Source organism: Nocardia miyunensis NBRC 108239 (assembly GCF_001613065.1).
Lineage (GTDB): Bacteria > Actinomycetota > Actinomycetes > Mycobacteriales > Mycobacteriaceae > Nocardia > Nocardia miyunensis.
Window position 1 is genome coordinate 80,001 of sequence record NZ_BDBQ01000064.1, and the last position, 19,927, is coordinate 99,927.

General features: G+C 69.3%; 2 protein-coding genes. Both read right to left on the reverse strand.

All coding sequences use genetic code 11. The annotated features are described in order from the left end of the window. Positions 1–2 precede the first annotated feature (2 nt). Complete coding sequence (locus tag NM2_RS27875; RefSeq protein WP_084531625.1) at positions 3–18,113, reverse strand: non-ribosomal peptide synthetase; 18,111 nt, start codon at positions 18,111–18,113, stop codon at positions 3–5. A 388-nt stretch (positions 18,114–18,501) separates the two neighbouring features. Beyond that, on the reverse strand, positions 18,502–19,927 hold a 1,426-nt coding region (locus tag NM2_RS27880), incomplete at its 5' end, for an ABC transporter ATP-binding protein (RefSeq protein ID WP_067674519.1).

The window sequence follows — 19,927 nt, forward strand, 5'->3', positions numbered from 1 at the left end:
GATCACCGATCCAGTCGTTCGTTGAGCACCCGGGCGATCTGCGCGGCCGCATCCGGTTCGGTCATGGCGAGGTGGGTGGCGTCGATCTCGACATTCGAGATCTCCCCGCGGACCAGATGCGTCCATCCCTCGTGACCCGCCGCCTCGGGCCGTCTTTCCCGTGTCGCGGTGAAGTACAGCATGTCGCTGTCCACGACCGGCGGCTGCCACTTGGCGGCCGCCTCGATCGACAGGTTGTAGGCGTCGGTCAGGCGCTCGATCGTTCCGGCGTCGATGCCCAGGCCATCGCCCAGATGCTCCCGGATCAGCTCGGCGGCCTCCTCGGCGGTCGCGTCGGGGCGTACGAAATCTATGCCCAGGACCGGACCGAGGTTGCTGATCAGTTCTCCGGCCATGACGGTGGAGACCTCCGCTTCATCGATACCGCCCGACTCGGCGTCCAGCAGTGCCAGCAGCGCGACCTGTTCACCGGCGGCGCGCATCTCGGCGGCGACGGCATGGGCGATCAGACCGCCCAGCGACCAGCCGAGCAGGTGGTAGGGGCCGTGCGGCTGCACCGCCCGGATCTCCTCGGCGTAGCGTTCGGCGATCTGCCCGATCGTCCTCGGACCGGGAACCTCACCACCGATCTGCGGCGCCTGAATGCCGTAGATCGGCCGGCCGGCCGAGAGGTGCTCATCGAGCGAGTGGTAGCACCATGCCAGGCCCGATGCGGGGTGGATGCAGAACAGCGGTGGCCGTCGGCCGCCGGTCCGGATCGGTAGCAGCACCTCGAATCCGGACGCGGTCCCGGCGACGGACCGGCCCGAGCGCATCTCGGATTCGATCCGCCGGGCCAGGTCGGCCGGGCGAGGATCCGACAGCATCCAGCTGATCGGGAATTCGTAATCGAGCTCCTTCTTCAGCTCCGTCACCACCTGCACCGACTTCAGCGAGTTTCCGCCCATGGCGTAGAAGTCGTCGTCCGCGCCCACCCGGTCCACATCGAGTACCTGCCCGAAGGTCCGCGCGACCACTCCCTCCAGCCACGAGGAGGGCTCCCGGAACTCCCCTGCCACGAACACCGGATCCGGTAGTCGCTTGCGGTCCAGCTTGCCGGAGGAGGTCAGGGGCATCGTGTCCAGCGCCGTCAGCGTGGCGGGCACCATGTAGTTGGGCAGTGCGGTCGCCGCGTGCTCCAGGACCGCCGCGGTGTCGACCGTGCTGCCCGCGGTCGGCACGACATAGCCGACGAGTTGGTCCCCGTAGCCGTTGGAGTGCACGGTCGCGATCGCCCGCGCGATTCCGGGGTACTCGGCGAGCACTGCCTCGACCTCACCGAGTTCGATGCGCAATCCGCGCAGCTTCACCTGGAAGTCGGTGCGCCCCAGGTATTCCAGTTCACCGTCGTGGCGTCGGCGCGCCAGGTCACCGGTGCGGTACAGGCGCCCGCCCCGGCCGTTCGGGTCGGCGACGAACCGTTCCGCGGTCAGGCCGGCACGCGACTGATAGCCGCGCGCGAGCTGGACGCCCGCCAGATACAGTTCCCCGGCGACACCGGGCGGTACCGGATGCAGTCGGCTGTCCAGCACGTAGGCTCGCGCATTCCACACCGGCATGCCCATCGGCACGCTGCCGCTGTCGGTCTCGGTCACCCGATGCGCGGTCCCGTGCAGGGTGAACTCGGTCGGCCCGTACAGATTGTGCAACTCCACCCCGGGCGCTTTGCGCCGTACCGCGGCCACCACCTCGGAGCCGAATGCCTCACCGCCCACCAGCAGGGCCCGCAATGAGTCCAGCGACCCGGACGGCACCGCGTCGGCGAATGCGCTGAGCATCGACGGGACGAACGAGGTGATCGTGATCCCTTGCGCGGCAATGGTTTCGGCGAGATAGTCCGGATCGGCATGCCCGTCGGCCCGTGCGATCACCATTCGCGCGCCCGCCGCCAGTGTCCCGAACAGCTCCCACACCGACACGTCGAACGTCGCCGGAGTCTTCTGCAACACCACGTCCCGCGGCGTCAGCGCGTAGGTCCCGCTGATCCAGCGCAACTGGTTCAATACCGAATACTGCGATACCGCAACACCTTTGGGGCGTCCGGTCGATCCGGAAGTGAACAGCACATAGGCGAGGTTCTCCGGTCGCAGCGTCGCGAGCCGATCCGCGTCGGTGACCGGCGCGTCGTCGAATCCGGACAGCTCCACACCGTCCAGGGTCGACAACTCCAGCACGGGCGCCGCGGTCGAGAGCATGTACGCGATGCGGTCTTCCGGAAGGTCCGGATCGACCGGCACATACCCGCCGCCGGCGGCGAGCACCGCGTACATGGCGGTGACCTGATCCAGTGAACGCGGCATACGCAGCGCCACCAGGGATTCCGGGCCCACGCCGCGGGAGATCAGCCACCGCGCCAAACGGTATACGCGAGAGGCGAATTCGGCGTAGGTCAGCGACTGTTCGCCGAAGACCACCGCGGTCCGGTCCGCATTGGCCCGCGCCGAGTCGGCGAAGACCGAGGCGAGCGTGTCGTTCGGAGGCAACGGGTACTGCGTCGAATTCCACTGTGTCAGAACGGCTTCACGTTCCCGCGCACCGAGCAGATCCACCTCGTACACCGGCTGCGCGGGATCGCTCGCCACCGCGCCGAGCAACCGCAGCAGGCGATCCACGATCGCGGTCACCGTCGCGGAGTCGAACAGATCGGTCGCATAGGTCACCCCGCCGCTGATACCGGCCGGGGCGCCGGCGTCGTCGTAGGAATCCGACACCGTCACCTGCAGGTCGAACAGCGCGGTATCGACCTCGGCGGTCATCGCCGACACCGACAGCCCCGGAAGTTCGAACTGGGCCCGCGCGACGTTCTGGAACGCCAGCATCACCTGGAACAGCGGATGATGGGCATGGGACCGCACCGGGTTCAGCACCTGCACGAGCCGCTCGAACGGAACGTCCGCGCGGCCGAACGCGGCGAGATCGGTCTCCCCCACGTGCTCGAGCAGCTGGGTGAACGTCATCCCCGGGTTCAACCGCGTCCGCAGCACCAGGGTGTTGACGAACATCCCGACCAGATCGTCGAGCTCGGGCTCGCCGCGCCCCGCGTACGGGGTGCCGATCGCCACGTCGTCGGTGTCGGCCAGCCGGGCCAGCGTGGCCGCCAGCGCCGCGTGGAAGACCATGAACAACGTCGTGTTGTGCGCCCGCGCGACCTGCTGCAACCGCGCGTGCAGATCCGCGTCGACGGTCAGCGGCACGTTCGCGCCCGCATAGGACTGCACGGGCGGACGCGGCCGGTCGGTCGGCAGCTCGAGCAGTGGCGGCAATTCCGCCAATTCCTCTGTCCAGTAGTCGATCTGGGCGCGCAGCAGCGATTCGGGATCGTCCTCGGATCCCAGCACCGCCTTCTGCCAGATCGCGTAGTCCGCGTACTGGACCGGCAGCGGCGACCAGCTCGGCGCCTGCCCCTGCGTCCGCGCGGCGTACGCGGTCATCGTGTCTCGCGCCAGCGGGACCAGCGACGATCCGTCGCAGCAGATGTGGTGCGCCACCACGACCAGGACCGATTCGTCCGGCCCGAGCTCGAACAGCCGGGCCCGTACCGGCGTCTCGATCGTCACGTCGAACACCGCCGAGGCGAACGCCGAAACCGATTCCGCCAGTTCCGATTCCGCGACCGAGGTCACGGTGATCGGCCAAATCGCCGCGGCGGCGGGCAGGACGACCTGTGACGGTTCGCCCTCGGCGTAGGGGTACACCGTCCGCAGGACTTCGTGCCGGTTCAGCACATCCTCGATGGCCGCGCGCAGGGCGTCCAGATCCAGCTGTCCGGACAGCCGCAGCGCGATCGGAATACTGTAGGCCGCCGAGGCGGGCTCGAGCCGGTTCAGGAACCACATCCGCTCCTGTGCGTACGACAGCGGAATTCGCCGCGGACGCTGCTGCGCGGTCAGCTGCACCCGACCGGTGTCGGCGTGCGATTCGGCGCGCGCGGCCAGCCGCGCGACGGTCGGGGCCTGGAAGACCATCGATACCGGGATGGTCGCGTCGAGCGCGGCCCCGAGCCGCGCGGCGACGCGGGTCGCCACCAGGCTGTTACCACCCAGATCGAAGAAGTCGTCGTCGGCGCCGACGGGACCGCCGATGCCCAGGACGTCGGCGAATACACCGGCCACCACTTCCTCGACCGCCGAGGCCGGCGCACGGAATCGCTTGGCCTGCACGATCGGTTCCGGCAGAGCCGCCCGGTCGAGTTTCCCGTTCCGTGTCAAGGGAATCCGGTCGAGAATCATCACCGCGGCGGGCACCAGATAGGACGGCAGGGCCTCGGCCAACGCCGAGCGCAGTTCCTCACCGGAGACACCCGCCCCGGTGGTGGGCACCACATAGGACACCAGCATCACCGTGCCCGCGCCCGCACGCCGCGACACGGTGACCGTGTAGGCCACATCCGCCCGTGCCCGCAGCACCGCGTCGATCTCGCCCAGCTCGACCCGGTAGCCACGCAGCTTCACCTGGAAGTCGTTGCGCCCCAGGAACTCCAGGTCGCCGGAGGTATTCCAGCGGACCACATCGCCGGTGCGGTACATGCGCTCTCCGGGTTCACCGAACGGGTGCGCCACGAACCGCGCCGCACTCGTGGCAGCCCGGTTCAGGTACCCGCGCGCCAGCGACGGTCCGGCGAGATACAACTCTCCGGCCACACCGACCGGCACCGGCCGCAGCCGAGCATCCAGGACCAGCGTCCGCACTTGCGGCAGCGGGCCGCCGATGGTCGGCCGGTCCCCCGGTCGCAGCCACTCGGTCGACGTCGTGACCATCGTCGTCTCGGTCGGGCCGTAGAGCACCCGGAACTCGCGTACGCCGGAGACGTCGGTGCCCGACCACCGGTTCACCAGTTCCGCCGGGACCTCGTCACCGCCGGACACCACCATGCGCAGGTCGTCCAGGCCCGACGGATCCACCGACGCGAGCGCGGCGGGAGTCATGAACGCGTGGGTGACCCGCTGCGAGCGCAGCAATTCGGCCAGCTCACCGCCACCGTAGATGTCCGTCGGCGCGACGATCACCGCACCGGCACGGCCGACCGCCATCAGGATCTCCAGCAGCGACGCGTCGAACGACGGCGACGCGAAGTGCAGCACCCGGGACGGGCGTCCCGGCTCACGGTCGTCGCACATCCCCGAGACGAGATCGGCCACGCCCGAGTGCGTCACGCCGACGCCCTTCGGCACTCCGGTGGATCCGGAGGTGAAGACCACATACGCGGTATTCGAGGCGCGCAGCGGCCGCAGGCGCTCGTCATCGCCGATCGGGCCGCTCGCCGACGCGTCGATCCGGGCGGCGACCACCGAGTAGTCGAGTACGACCCAGTCCACCGAATCGGGCATCGAGCCGCGCACCGACGACACCGTAATACCCAGCGCCGCATCCGAATCCGACATCATCTGCGCGATCCGGCCCGCGGGATAGGCGGGGTCCACCGGTACGTACGGCGCACCCGTCTTGACCACCGCCCACCAGGCGACGACGGACTCCACCGACCGCGCGAGCGCCACCAGCACCGGCTTCTCCGGGCCGGCGCCGCGGGCGATCAGCAGCCGCGCCAGCCGGTTCGACCGTTCGTCGAGCTGCGCGTACGTCAACGTGGTGTGCCCCGACACCAGGGCGAGACCGTCGGCGTTTCCCCGGACGGCCGCGGCGAAGATCTCGGGCAGCGATCCGGACGGCCGGGGCTGCTGGGCGGGGTGCGCCCCGACCCGGGAGGTGAGCGCCGCGCGCTCGCCGGCGTCCAGCCATTCGAGATCCCCGACCACGGCGGCCGGATCGTCGACGACGGCTCGCAGCACCCGCATCAGCCGCTCGACGAATCCCGTCGCGGTGGCCTCGTCGAACAGGTCCCGCGCATACGTCAGCATGCCCGAAATACCTTGTGCCGCACCAGCTTCACCGGTTTCCTCGGACAGCACCAGTTGCAGGTCGAACTGGATCGCGCCGGTGTCCACCTCCGCCCGCGAGATCCGGACGCCGGGCAGCGCGACATCGACCGTCGAGATGTTCTGGAACGCCAGGACCACCTGGAACAGCGGATGGCGCGCCGAGGACCGCTCCGGGTTCAACTCCTCCACGACCCGCTCGAACGGCACGTCGGCGTGCTCGAACGCCAGCAGGTCCGTCTCCCGGGCGCGCGCCAGCAAATCAGCGAACGACTCGGCGGTGTCCACCCGCGTCCGCAGGGCGAGGGTGTTGACGAACATGCCCACCAGATCCTCCAGGCCGGGCTCGCCCCGGCCCGCGATCGGGGTGCCGATGACGACGTCATCGCTGCCGCCCAGGCGTCCCAGTACCGCCGCCAGGGCCGCGTGCATCACCATGAACAGCGACGATCCGCGCGAGCGAGCCAGCTCCGCCAACCGCCGGTGCAAGCTCGCGTCGATCCGCACCGGCACCCGGGCCCCCGCCAGCGAGGCGACGGCCGGGCGTGGCCGGTCGGCCGGGAGATCCAGCCGGTCCGGCGCGCCCGCGAGGGTCGAGCGCCAGAACTCCAGCTGCTCGGACATCAGCGAGGCCGGATCGTCCGCGGCGCCCAGCATCCGGCGCTGCCACCATGCGAAGTCCGCGTACTGCACGGGCAGCGGCTCCCATTGCGGGGCGTGCCCGTCCCGGCGCGCGGCGTAGGCCGCCATCACGTCGCGAGCCAGCGGACCCATCGACTGTCCGTCACCGGCGATGTGATGGACCACCAGAACCAGCAGGAATTGCGCTGTGCCGCTGTCACTCTCGGCATCGAGCTGGAACAGTCCCACTCGCATCGGCACCCGGGCGGTCACGTCGAATCCGCGCCGTACGAATTCGCCCACCACATCGGGCACCGAATCCGCCGACACTCGCACCGGCCGCACCGGCACCGCGGGCTCGTCCAGGACGACCTGGCGCGGCTCGCCGGAGGACTCCGGATATATCGTCCGCAGCACCTCGTGACGTGCCATCACGTCGGCGAGCGCGGCCGCCAGCGCCGCGGTGTCCAACTCCCCGGACAACCGCAACATCACCGGGATGTTGTAGGCGGCGGAGTCCGGCTCCAACCGGTTCAGGAACCACATCCGCTGCTGCGCCAGCGACAGCGGCACCGGATCGGGGCGCTCTCCGGGCCGCAGCGGCAACCGGCCGCCACCGCCGAGTGTCCTTGCGAGCTCGGCCAATTGGCCGACGGTCGGCGATTCGAACACCGACCGCACCGGCACCCGCACATCCAGCGCCGAGCCGATCCGCGCCACCACCGTCGCCGCGCTCAGCGAATCGCCGCCCAGTGCGAAGAAGTCGTCGTCGACACCCGCCCGGTCGACGCCGAGCACCTGCTCGAACGTCCGGGCGACCAACTCCTGCACCCCGGGCGACGGCGCCCGGAATTCCCGCGCCACGGTCACCGGTTCGGGCAACCGCTCGCGATCCAGCTTCCCGTTGGCGGTCAGCGGAACCTCGTCCAGCACCATCACCGCCGAGGGCACCATGTACCGGGGCAGCGCCTCGGTCAGCGCCGTGCGCAGCTCATCGCCCGAGACCTGTACCCCGGCCGCGGGCACGACATAGGAGACCAGCAGTACCGGCCGCCCGCCGTCGCTGCGCGGCACGGTCACCGCGTACGCCACGTCCGCCCGCGCACCCAGCACCGCGTCGATCTCGCCCAGCTCGATCCTGGTGCCGTGCACCTTCACCTGGAAATCGTTGCGCCCCAAGAACTCCATATCGCCGCCGGCGGTGCGGCGCACCAGATCGCCGGTGCGGTACATGCGACGTCCGGGCTCGCCGAACGGGCACGCGACGAACCGCGAAGCGCTCAACCCCGTCCGGCCGACGTACCCGTCCGCCAGGCCCCCGCCGAACAGGTACAGCTCGCCCACGACACCGTGCGGAACCGGTCGCAACCAGCTGTCCAGGACCACCGACGCGACGGGGCCGACCGGCCTGCCGATCGTGATCGGCGCGCCGGGGGTCAGTGCGTCGCCCGCGGTCGCCCAGATGGTTCCTTCGCTCGGCCCGTACAGGTTGACCATGGTGCGCCGCGGCGACCACCGATCGACCAGTTCCGGTCCGATCGGCTCACCGGCCGTCGCCAGCACGCGCAGCCTGTCCAGGCCCTCGCCCGGGACCGTCGCCAGCGCGGAGGGCGTCACCACCGCATGCGAAACACCTTCGCGCCCAATCAGTTCCGCGAGATCCGGGCCCGCGTACACGTCGGCCGGGGAGACGACCAACCGGCCGCCCGAGCCGTGCGCCAGCAACAACTCGAATACCGAGGCGTCGAAGCTGGGCGAAGCGACCTGCAACACCACCGACGCCGGATCGACGCCGAGCACCCGCCGCTGTGCCGCGACGATATCGGCCAGCCCGCGATGGGTGACCAGGACGCCCTTGGGCATCCCGGTGGATCCGGAGGTGTAGCTCACGTACACGGTCTGATCCCGCCGGATCGGGCCGCCGCGTTCGGCGTCGGTGATCGGTGTCGCCGCAATCGAATCCGCGTCGCCGAGCGGACGCTCCTGATCGAGGACCAGCCAGTCGACGCCGCCGGGAAGATTCTCGCGCGCGGACGCATCGGTCACCCCGAGCGTGGTCGACGAGTCCGACAGCAGGAAGTCGATCCGCTCCTGCGGCAGCGTCGGATCGATCGGCAGGAATGCCGCGCCGGTCTTCGCCACGGCCCACACGCTGAGCGTGGCCGCCGGCGATCGCGGGAGCACGCAGGCCACGATCCGGCCCCGCCGAGCGCCGTGGTGCAGCAGCACCCGGGCCAGACGGGAGGATCGCTCGTCGAGTTCCCGGTATGTCATGGCGGTCGTGCCGTACCGCAAGGCCACCGCATCGGGGTCGGCGGCGGCCGATGCGGCGAGTATCCGGTCCAGCGTGTGCGCGGTGACGGGCTCGTCCTCCAGAACCGGCCACGACGGCCCCGCCTGCTCGCCGAGCGGCAACTCGCCCAGGCGCACGGCGACATCCTCGGCGATCCGGCCCAGCAGCTCGACCAGCCGGTCCAGGATGCGCCGCGCCGATGCGGTGTCGAATTCGTGGTCGTGGAATCGGAGGGTGAAGCGCAGTCCCCGTGCCTCGCCGCGCTCGTTCTGCGTCGGTTCCACGACCAGGCTCAGCGGATACGGCGTCGCGTCCACGCCACTGAGATCGTCCACCCGCAGGCCCGCCGAATCGACCAGTTGCTGCAATGCCGCCCGGTCGACGGGGAACGACTGGAAGGTGATCGCGGTGTCGAACAGTTCGGGCAGGCCGACGCTGCGCTGGATCTCGGGCAGGCCGATGTGGTGATGATCCAGCATGCGGGCGTGCCGATCCTGAATACCGGTCAGCAACTCCCGCACCGGCATCGTGGGTTCGAGCCGGACTCGGACGGGGATCGTGTTCAAGAACATGCCGAGCGTCGAGTCGACCTGCGGCAGCTCCGGGGGCCTGCCCGAGACCGACGCGCCGAAGATCACATCGGTCTCACCGGTCAGCATGCGCAGATTCAGCGCCCAGGCCGCGGAGACGGCGGTGTTGACGGTGACCGCGGCCTCGGCCGCGGCTCGGCGCAGCGCCTCGAAACGATCCGCGGACAGTTCGGCGCCGACCTCCCCGGCCGATACCGCGCCCACCGCCCCGCTGCCGCGGGCGACCCGGGTGGGCGAGTCGACATCGGAGAAGGCTTGTGCCCACGCCGCTTTGGACGCCTCGCTGTCCTGCCGACCCAGCCAGGCCAGATAGTCGCGGTAGGACGGGGCGGGCCCGGCGGAATCGATGTGCGCGGGAGATCCGTAGTAGTCCAACAGTTCTCGCATCAGCAGCGGCATCGACCAGCCGTCCAGGATCACATGGTGATTCGTGACGAGCAGCCGGAAAGCCCCGGAGGCGAGCCGGATCAGCGTGAACCGAACGAGCGGAGGGGCCGACAGGTCGAAACCCGCCGCCGCGTCGACCATGGCCACCGATGCCGGGGATTCGGCGTCGTCGTCACCGGTGAGATCGATCTCCCGGAACGGGATCTCGGCATGTTCCAGGACGATCTGGCGCGCTCCGGCCGAGGTCTGCACGAACGCGGCCCGCAGGATGTCGTGCCGGTCCACCACCGCCTGCGCGGCCCGGCGCAGACGCGCGGGGTCGACCTCGCCGGAGAATTCGATCGTCGTCTGGACCGTGTAGTCGTCCACGGCATCCGGGTCGAACGTCGAGTGGAAGTGCACACCGGATTGCATGGGCGACAACGGCCATACGTCGGACAGGCTGCCGTACCGCCGCTCGAGCCGATCGATATCCTCTTGTGCGAGTTCGACGAGCGGGGAGTCCGCGACTCGATCCGCCGCCCCCGCCTCGGCATCCGCCCGGCCGCCCGCCACGGCCGCGAGGGCGGCAACGGTCCTGCCTTCGAACACATCTCGCGGCGTGAGAATCAGCCCGGCGGACCTCGCCAGGGCCACCAGCCGCATCGACACGATGCTGTCGCCGCCCAGCGCGAAGAAGTTGCTGTCGGCCGACACGCTGTCGAGGTGGAGCACATCGGCGAACAGGCCCGCCATGATCCGCTCGGCTGGCGTCGACGGCGGTCGGCCGCTCGCGACATCGAGACCGAAGTCCATCTGCCGCAACGCTTTCCGGTCGATCTTTCCGGTCGGCGTGCGCGGCATCTCGTCCAGTTGCACGATCGCCGCGGGATTCATGTACCGGGGTAGCCTGCCCGCGAGGTCCTCGGTCAGAGCCGCCACATCCACCTCGCCGCCCGACGCGGAGACGACATAGGACACCAGAATCGGTTCCCCGGCAGGGCCTTCCACCACGACGGTGGCGACGCCGGCCACGTCCGGGTTGCCCGCCACGTGGGCATCGATCTCACCCGGCTCGATCCGCAGGCCGTGAATCTTGACCTGTTGATCGGAACGGCCCAGGTATTCCAGCACCGGCCCGGTGCGGCCGCGCACCCAGCGCACGGAATCGCCGGTGCGGTAGATCCGCTCGCCGCGGGTGGACCGCGGATCGGCGATGAAGCGCGAAGTCGTCAGATCCGGCCGATCGACGTAACCGCGGGCGAGTCCGGGCCCGCCGAGATAGAGCTCGCCCGCGACGCCGATCGGCACCGGCCGCAGCCACATGTCCAGCACCACCGCGGACACGCCGCGGATCGGGCCGCCGATCGTCACCGGCTCGCCGGGGACGAGGACATCGGACCCGGTCGCCCAGATCGTGGACTCGGTCGGCCCGTAGTGGTTCATCAGCCGTCGTCCGGGCGCCCACCGCTGCACCGTGTCCGGGCCGGTCGCCTCGCCGACGACCGCCAGCGTGGTCAGCGACGGTATCCGGGACGGGTCCATGGTGTTCAGTACGGACGGGGTGATGACCGCGTGCGAAATCCGCTGTGCCCGAATCAATTCCTCGAGATCGGTCCCGCCGTACACCTCCGGTGGCGCGATCACCAGGCAGGCGCCGCTGCCGTGCGCCATCAGCAGTTCCGAGACACAGGCGTCGAATCCCGGTGAGGCGACCTGCAATACCGCGGAATCGGTGCCCAGCCCGAAGGTATCGGACTGCGCCGCAACGAGATTCGCCAGACCCCGATGCGTGAGCTGGACCGCCTTGGGCTTACCGGTCGACCCCGAGGTGTAGATCACGTACGCCGCGTTGTCGGGCGACAGAGTGCCCACCGCGGCCGCGTCGCCGGACGGACTCGGCGGATCGGTCTCGGCGTCGAGCACCAGCCAGTCGATGCCATCCGGAAGGCTCGGTGCGACAGCGCCGGTCGTCAGGCCCGCGCAGGTCCGCGCGTCGGACAGCAACTCCGCCGTCCGCGCGGTGGGATTGTCCGGATCCAGCGGCAGGAAGGCCGCGCCGGTTCTCGCCACCGCCCAGATCGCGACGGCGAGTTCGGCCGAACGGGGAATCGCCACCGCGACGATAGATTCGGCGCGGGCACCGCGATCGGCGAGCAGCCGAGCCAGTGCGTCCGCGCGACGCTCCAGCTCACGATAGGTCCAGGTGGTCGCGCCGGATCGGACGGCCACCGCGTCCGGATGCCGCCGCGCGGTTTCCCACAGGATGTCGCGCAGCACGCGTTCCACCGCCGAGCCCTGGCCGTCGGCCGAAAGCAGTTCCGCGCGTTCGGAATCCCAGCCGGAGTCGATCGTGGCGACCTTCCGGCCCGGATCGGTGGCGATCTGGGTGAGCAGGAGCACGAACCGTTCGAGCAAGGTGCGCGCCTGGTCCGCATCGAATCGGTCGGCGGCGAATTTCAGCGCCACCGCGTACGTGCCGGATTCGCCGTCGCCCGCTCCCACGCTGCGGCTCGAATGCGGCGGGGTCACCTGCAGACTCAGCGGATACGGCGTGGCGTCACGGGCATCGATATCGACCAGCCGCAGTCCGGCCGCACCGAGATTGCGCGTCAGCAGTTCCTGATCGACCGGATAGGACTCGAGCACCGTCGCGGTGTCGAACATATCGGCGATGCCGGTGGCCCGTTGCAGCTCCGCCAGGCCGATGTGCTGGTGATCCACCATCGCCGCCTGTTCGGACTGCACCCGAACGAGCAGTTCGGCGATGGTTTCCCGGGGATCGAGCCGGACTCGGACGGGCAGCGTGTTGACCAGCAACCCGACCATGCGCTCCACGTCCGGGATCTCCGGCGGGCGCTGCGACACGGTGTTGCCGAACACCACGTCGGAGCGGCCGGTCAGGACCGCGACCAGCAGCGCCCACGCCACCTGCAGCGACGTATTGGCGGTGACGCCGTGCGCGCGGCCCAGATCGAGGATCGCGGCGGTGGTCGCGGCGTCCAGGTTCAGGGCGACCTCGCCGTTGGGCGTGGTCCCGGTCCGATCCGGCCCGCTGGTGACCCGCGTCGGATTCTCGATTCCGGCGAGCATCTCCCGCCACGCGGCCGCCGTGGCGTCGTGATCGCGAGCCTGTAGCCACCGCAGGTACTCCCGGTACGACCGCGCGGGCGCGAGTTCGCTTGGGTCACAGTCGGATACGTACAGCGCGAGCAGCTCGTGGATGAGTAGGGGCATCGACCACCCGTCCAGCACGAGGTGATGATTGGTGACCAGCAGCCGATACGTGTCGGTTCCGGTGTGCACCAGGTGGAAGCGGATCAGCGGCGGACGGGCCGGGTCGAACGGAGTCGACTCCGACGCCGCGATCCGGCGCAGCGTTTCGGTGCGCTCGCCGTCGTCGCGGATCTCGGCGACACTCGTATCCCGCCACTCGATCACGACGTCGCGCGAGACGATCTGACGCGGTCCCCCGGCACTCTCCACGAACGCGGTCCGCAGGCTGTCGTGCCGGTCGACGAGCATCTGCGCGGCCCGCCGCATCCGCTCCGCGTCCACGGTCCCGGCGAACGTCAGCGCCGCCTGCACGATGTAGTCGTCGACGCCGTCATCGTCGTAGATCGCGTGGAACAGCAGCCCGGACTGCAATGCGGTGAGTGGCCACACATCGGTCATCGACGGGTATTCCCGCAGCCAGCCGTCGATTTCGTCCTGTGCCACCTCGACCAGGGGGAAGTCCGAGGGCGTGAAACCCGGTGTGGTGTCGGATCGGACGTGCTCGGCGAGCCCGCCCAGCGCATGCACCCACAGCCCGGCGAGTTCGCGGATCTCGTCGTCCGACACGATCCGCGAGGCGAAATCCCAGGTCACATCCAGGTGCAGGCCGTCGGGCCCCTGCTCGGCGATCGCATTGACATCGAGCACGGCGGACAGCGCCATCGCCGGATCGCTCGTCGCGGTGAGTGCGGTGAATTCGGTGGTCGGCGTCCAGGGCCCCGAGTGTTCGGCCGCGCCCACCCGGCCGAGATAGTTGAAGCTGATCTGCGGCTCGGGCAGATCCGCGAGTTCGGCACTGCCCGTGGCGTCGAGGCAGCGCAGCATGTCGTAGCCGATGCCGTTGTCGGGCACCGCTCGAAGTTGCTCCTTGACCTGCTTGATCGCCAGTCCCGCGGACATGCCGCCCGCGAGCGCGTCCTCGGCGTCGACGTTCTCCAGTCCGATGCGGACCGGGTAGCGGGCGGTGAACCAACCGACCGTCGCGGCGAGGTCCGCACCGGGGACGGCCTGCTCCTCACGGCCGTGTCCCTCGAGGGAGATCAACTCGTCGGCGTCGGTCGCACCGCGACGCCGCCGCCACGCGCCCAGCGCCAGAACCAGCGCCGTCAACAGCGGATCGTTCGCGCCACAGTGGAATCGGTCCGGAATCGTGGTGAGGACGAGCTCGGCGACCTCCGCCGGGACACGTTGATGCACGCGGCCGACCGTGGATCCGACGTCGCGATCCGGCTCGAGCCGGCGTGACCCGAGCAGCCGATCACCTTGTCCGAGAACGTCTTTCCACAGGTCGAGCTCCGCCGCACGCCTGCTCGGCGCCTGCTCGACGAGGCCGTGCACCCACCGACGGAACGAGGTGGTGTGCGGTTCGCCGCCGTCGGAGACACCCGACCACGCCTGAGCGAGGTCGGCGAGCAGGATGCGCCACGACACCGCGTCCACGGCGAGGTGGTGGATCACCAGCCACATCAGGTCGGGCCCCGATTCGGCGCGGTCCCGCATCCAGACGGCCTGGACGAGCACGCCGTTGCCCGGGTCCAGGCGGTCCGCGGCCGCCTGGAGATGCCGGTCGACCTCGGCGGCGTCGCGCCGCTCGAGCTCGACGTCGACGAGCGCGGCGGCGGCGTCGACCGCGCCCCGGTCGAGCACCTCCACCGACTCGCCGCCGTGCAGCACCGCGCGCAACATGTCGTGGCGATCCAGCAGCGATCCCAGCGCGCGCACGAGCCCGGCCCGATCGACCTGCTCGGGCAGTTGCACGAGTGCGGCCTGGGCGAATCGGTCGTAGTGGCCACGGCCGAGCATCGCGCGCATGATCGGCGACAACGGCATGGCCCCCACGCCGCCGCCGGGCAACTCGGCCAGTGCCGGGGCATCGCCGGACTCGGTCGCCACGGCCGCCAGGCTCGCGACGGTTTTGTGCGCGAACACATCCTGGGTGGAGAAGCTCACGCCGAGAGCCTTGGCCCGGGACACCAGCCGGATCGACAGGATGCTGTCGCCGCCGAGGGCGAAGAAACTGTCGTCCGCCCCGACGTTCGCCACGCCGAGTACCTCGGCGAACAGCCCTGCCAGCAGCTTTTCGCGGGCGGTGGCGGGCATGCGCTGGGAGCCCGACGCGGTCCCGAATTCGGGCTTGGGCAGCGCTCGGCGATCGAGTTTGCCGAACGCGTTCATCGGCAGGCTGTCCAGGATCATGATCACCGCCGGGACCATGTGCGGCGGCAGGGACTCGCGGGCGAAGCGCTGAAGTTCGAGCGAATCGATGCTCCGGCCGCTGACCGGGACGACATACGACGCCAGCACGGTCGTGCCGACATTGTTCTGCACCGGCACCGTGACCGAGAGATCCACGTCCTCGTGTGTGGTGAGGGTGTCGTCGATCTCACCCGGCTCGATCCGGTATCCGCGGATCTTGATCTGGAAGTCGCTGCGCCCCATCAATTCCAGCGTCAGCTCGGAGCTGTCGCCGGTCCAGCGCGCGATATCGCCGGTGCGGTACATCCGCTGGCCGGTGCCGCCGTACGGATCCGCGACGAACCGGGCCGAGGTCTCACCGAACAGATGGCTGTATCCCCGGGCCAGCCCCGGCCCGGCCAGATACAACTCGCCGACGGTGCCCTTCGGCACCGGTTGCAGCGTCCGGTCCAGCACCATGGCCGACACGCCGCGGATGGGGCCGCCGACGGCGTGGGCCCGGTCGGCTCGCATCATGGTGCCGACCGCGGTCACGGTGGTCTCGGTGGGCCCGTATTCGTTGTACATGGCCAGCGACCGCGTCCAGCGCTCGACGACGTGCGGTGCGCACACGTCACCGCCGACCACGACCACGCGCAGGTCGGTGATCCGATTCGGGTCGACGGTCGCCAGCATCGTGGGCGTCAGCGTCAGGTGGGTCACGTGCTCCTGGGCCAGCAGCTGGGTGAGCGGCTCGCCGCCGGTCACGTCGGGCGGCACGACCACCAGCGTGGATCCGTTCGCGAAGCAGGTCAGGAACTGTTCCAGCGAGGCGTCGAAACTGGGTGAGAGCGCGTAGGACACCCGCGAGGTCGTGTCGACGCCGTAGGTCGCCGCGCGATCCGCGATGAGGTTCGCCAGACCGGCGTGGGTGACCTGTACGCCCTTGGGCAATCCGGTGGAGCCCGAGGTGTAGGTCAGATAGGCGAGATTGGACGGCCGTAGCGGGCGAATCCGGTCGTCGTCGGTGATCGGGCCGCTCGCGGCGCGCTCGCACGCACGCATCGTCGCGGGGTCGTCGAGAGCCACCCTGGGCAGCGTCTCGGGGAGCCGATCGCCGAGCGCGCCGACCGTGATCGCGACCTTCGCGCCGCTGTCGGCGATCATGTGCGCCGTCCGCTTCGGCGGATAGTCCGGTGACAACTGCACGAACGCGGCCCCGCACTTGGTCACCGCCCAGGTCGCCACGACCGATTCGCCCGAGCGCCGCAGCATGATCGCCACCGTGGTGTCCGGGCCGCAGCCCTGGGCTATCAGGTGCCGGGCCAGCTGCGAGGATCTGGTGTCCAGCTCGCGGTATGTCATCGACCGACCGCTGCTGGCGATCGCGCACGCGTCGCCGTTGCGATGGGCGCTCTCGGCCAGAATGTCCGGAAGCAGCCGGGTCTCGATGGCGCTGGGCCCCCGCACCGGCAGTAATTCGGACCTTTCCGGTTCCTCGAGCAGCGACAGTTTATCGACCGGGAAATCGTCGCCCCCGGCGAGGAACTCCCGCAGGAACATGAGAAAACGCTTGTGGTGCCCCGCGAGTTCCGCAGGATTATACGCGCTCGGATTACCTTGAAAATCGATATGCGTGCTGTCCCGGCCCGCACCCGGGTAGATATTGACGAAAAGATCGGCGGTGGGGCCGGAGGTGAGGACGTTCAGGCGGCCGATCGTTTTGCCGAGAACGACCTCGTTCTCGATCATCATGATATTCACGGCCGGTCCGAACGATGCCGCCTCGTCCCGCGCAATTCCCATATCGTGGAATATGTCCTCCTGCCGATACCGCTGTCGGCGCAGGGCGCTGGTCAATTCGCTTTGTACGGCGGTAATCAGTTCACCGACGCCACGCCCGGCCACACGCACGCGTAGCGGGACGACATTCGCCACCATCCCGCCGGAACGGCGTAATACCGCGGAATGCCGGCCCGAGACGGGCAGGCTCAGCAATACCTCGTCACTTCCGGTCATGCGCGCGAGATAGGCGGCGAACGCCGCGACGATGACCGGTGTGACGCTCGTGCCGCGCTCGGCCACGACCTCGTCCAGCAGACCCGCCGTCCGAGGTGGCAGCGGCCCGCTGATCAGCGTCGGGTGAATGGTCGGCTTGTCCACGCGATCGGCCAGGCTCACGACCGGGGGCGCGTCGGCGAGGTGCTCCATCCAGTAGCGGCGGTCGTTGTCGAAGCGCGTCGAACCCCGGTACGCCAGATCCTGATCGACGACCTCACCCAGATCCTGCGCCGTGGCGGGCGGGGCCTGCGCCGAACCGGCCCACGCGTTGTACAGCTCGGTGATCCGGTGCATCACCGTCACCGCGGCGAATCCGTCGAGCGCGATGTGGTGGGCACGCTGGTACCACAGGAAATGATCCTCGCCGACCTGGAACACCACACTCGCCATGAGGTGGTCCCGGAGCAGATCCAACGGGGCGCTGTAGTCCTCGACCATGAGTCGATGTGCCGTGGCGACCGGGTCGGCGTCCGCGCGCAGGTCCATCACCTCCACCGGTGCACCGTGCTCGGGATCGACGAACTGCCTTGGCTCGCCGTCGATCTCGACCAGGCGCAGATGGCCGGAGCCGAACTCGCGACTGGCGGTCAGACATGCCTCCACGAGAAGGTCGATATCCAGCTCGCCCACGATCTCGACGTACTGCGCCACCGATATCGGTGACGATTCCGCCAGATGCTGGGCGAACCAGATCCCTCGCTGGGCCGCGGTCAGCGGCCGGGTCTCTATGGACGGCAGTGGCGCGGTGGCGTGATCGTTCCGATGCGTCGATATCGACCGATCCGCACTTCCGGCGACGCCAGTGTTCAATTGGGGCATATCGATCTCCACTGAGATTTCATTCCACGTTTGGACAGGCAAGTTATGTTTCCGCAACGATTCCGATGCCATAGCGGTAGATGTTTGCAATTCAGTAGCTGCTACCGATATCCGCGCTTGTGCAGTATGGTCCGTCGCGATCTCCGTCCGCCTTCGCCGACTCGAGCCGACGACCCCGACGCTCGGACGTTTCAGTCATGCCTCCATCGTGTGATCACTACCAACCCGAACCCAGGGACTAAAGTCACCATCGCACAGTGCCGTTCGCCCTCCAATATTGAGAATGGCTAGAAAATAGCTATTTACCGAAACTGGGATTCCACGGCGCGACGTGGCGATATGACCGCGCCGAGACGGGTTAGAGTGGATAAATACAGCTAAGTTTCAGCTAAACGCTTGTTGAGAATCGGAGTCCCGGCGAACGACGCACGGGTGCGACCATGCCGTCGCGGAGTTCGACGCCGCGGCCGCAGTAGCGGGCGACCAGGTCGAGGTCATGACTGATGACGATGACGGCGGTGCCGCGGGTCGTGGCGGCATCGCACAGCACGTCCATGATCGCGGTGGCGGTGGCCGGATCGAGCGCGGAGGTGACCTCGTCGCAGATCAGCAATCGCGGCTGATGTGCCAGTGCGCGGGCGATCGAGACTCGCTGGCGTTGTCCGCCGGACAGTTCGGCGGGGCGGCGCCGCGCGTGATCGCGGGACAGGCCCACCGCGTCGAGCAATGCCGCGACGGTCCGCTCCCGATCGTCGCCCCGCCGCAGGCCGCGGCGGGCCAGCGGGCGACCGATGATCTCCGCGACGTTCCGGCGCGGATTGAGTGTCGAACTCGGGTCCTGCGGAACCAATTGTACGGCGCGGCATACGCTTTCGGTGCGGCGCGCCGCGGTCAGCGGGATCGCGGTCCCGTCCAGGCGGATCGATCCGCTCGCACCGGGCTCGAGTCCGGCCAGGACCCGGGCGAAGGTGGTCTTCCCCGCACCGGATTCCCCGATCACCGCGGTCACAGCACCTCGGGCGATGTCGAAGTCGACCCCTGCCAGCACAGAGTTCTCCCCGCGACGTACACCGATCCCACGGCAGGACAGCACCGAAACAGACTCTGCCGCAACGGGATCGACATCAGCGGAGATCGTTTGCGGCGCAGGGCGATCGAATGGCCGACGGTCCAGACCGATGTCGTGGTCGGCCAGCGCGTCCAGCTGCTCCTGCTGATGCCCGGACAGTACGATCGCCATCTCGTCGTGGTCTGCCAATTCCCGAAGCACCCGCGCGATGCCCTGCCGGGCGGCCGGGTCCAGGCCCGCGAACGGTTCGTCGACGAGCAGGATTCGCGCATCGCGGGACAGCGCACGCGCGAGCGCGACGCGACGTTGCTGCCCGCCGGACAGTTCGCCCACCCGCCGGGAGGCGAGCTCGCCGGACAGGCCCACCCGCGCCAGCAGCTCGACGGGCCCGCGGGCGCCGTCGGCCGGAGCGAGCTCGGTCAGCAGCGCCCGCACCCGCATCGTCGGGTTCAGCGCCGATCCCGGATCCTGGCCGACGTATGCGATCCGCGTGCGCCGCAACTCGCGCAGCCGGCGCGGGCCGAGCGTGAGGATGTCGTGCCCCAGGACGGTGATCGACCCCGCCCGATGCCGGATCGCGGGCGGCAGCGAGCCGACCGCCGCCTGCATCAGGGTGGTCTTGCCGCTGCCGGAAGCGCCCCGCACCACGGTGACGGCGCCGTGCGGCACGGTTGCGGAGATGTCCCGTAACACTATGTCGCCCTTGGCATTTTCCAGAGTCACGGCATCGATGACGATCGCCGGT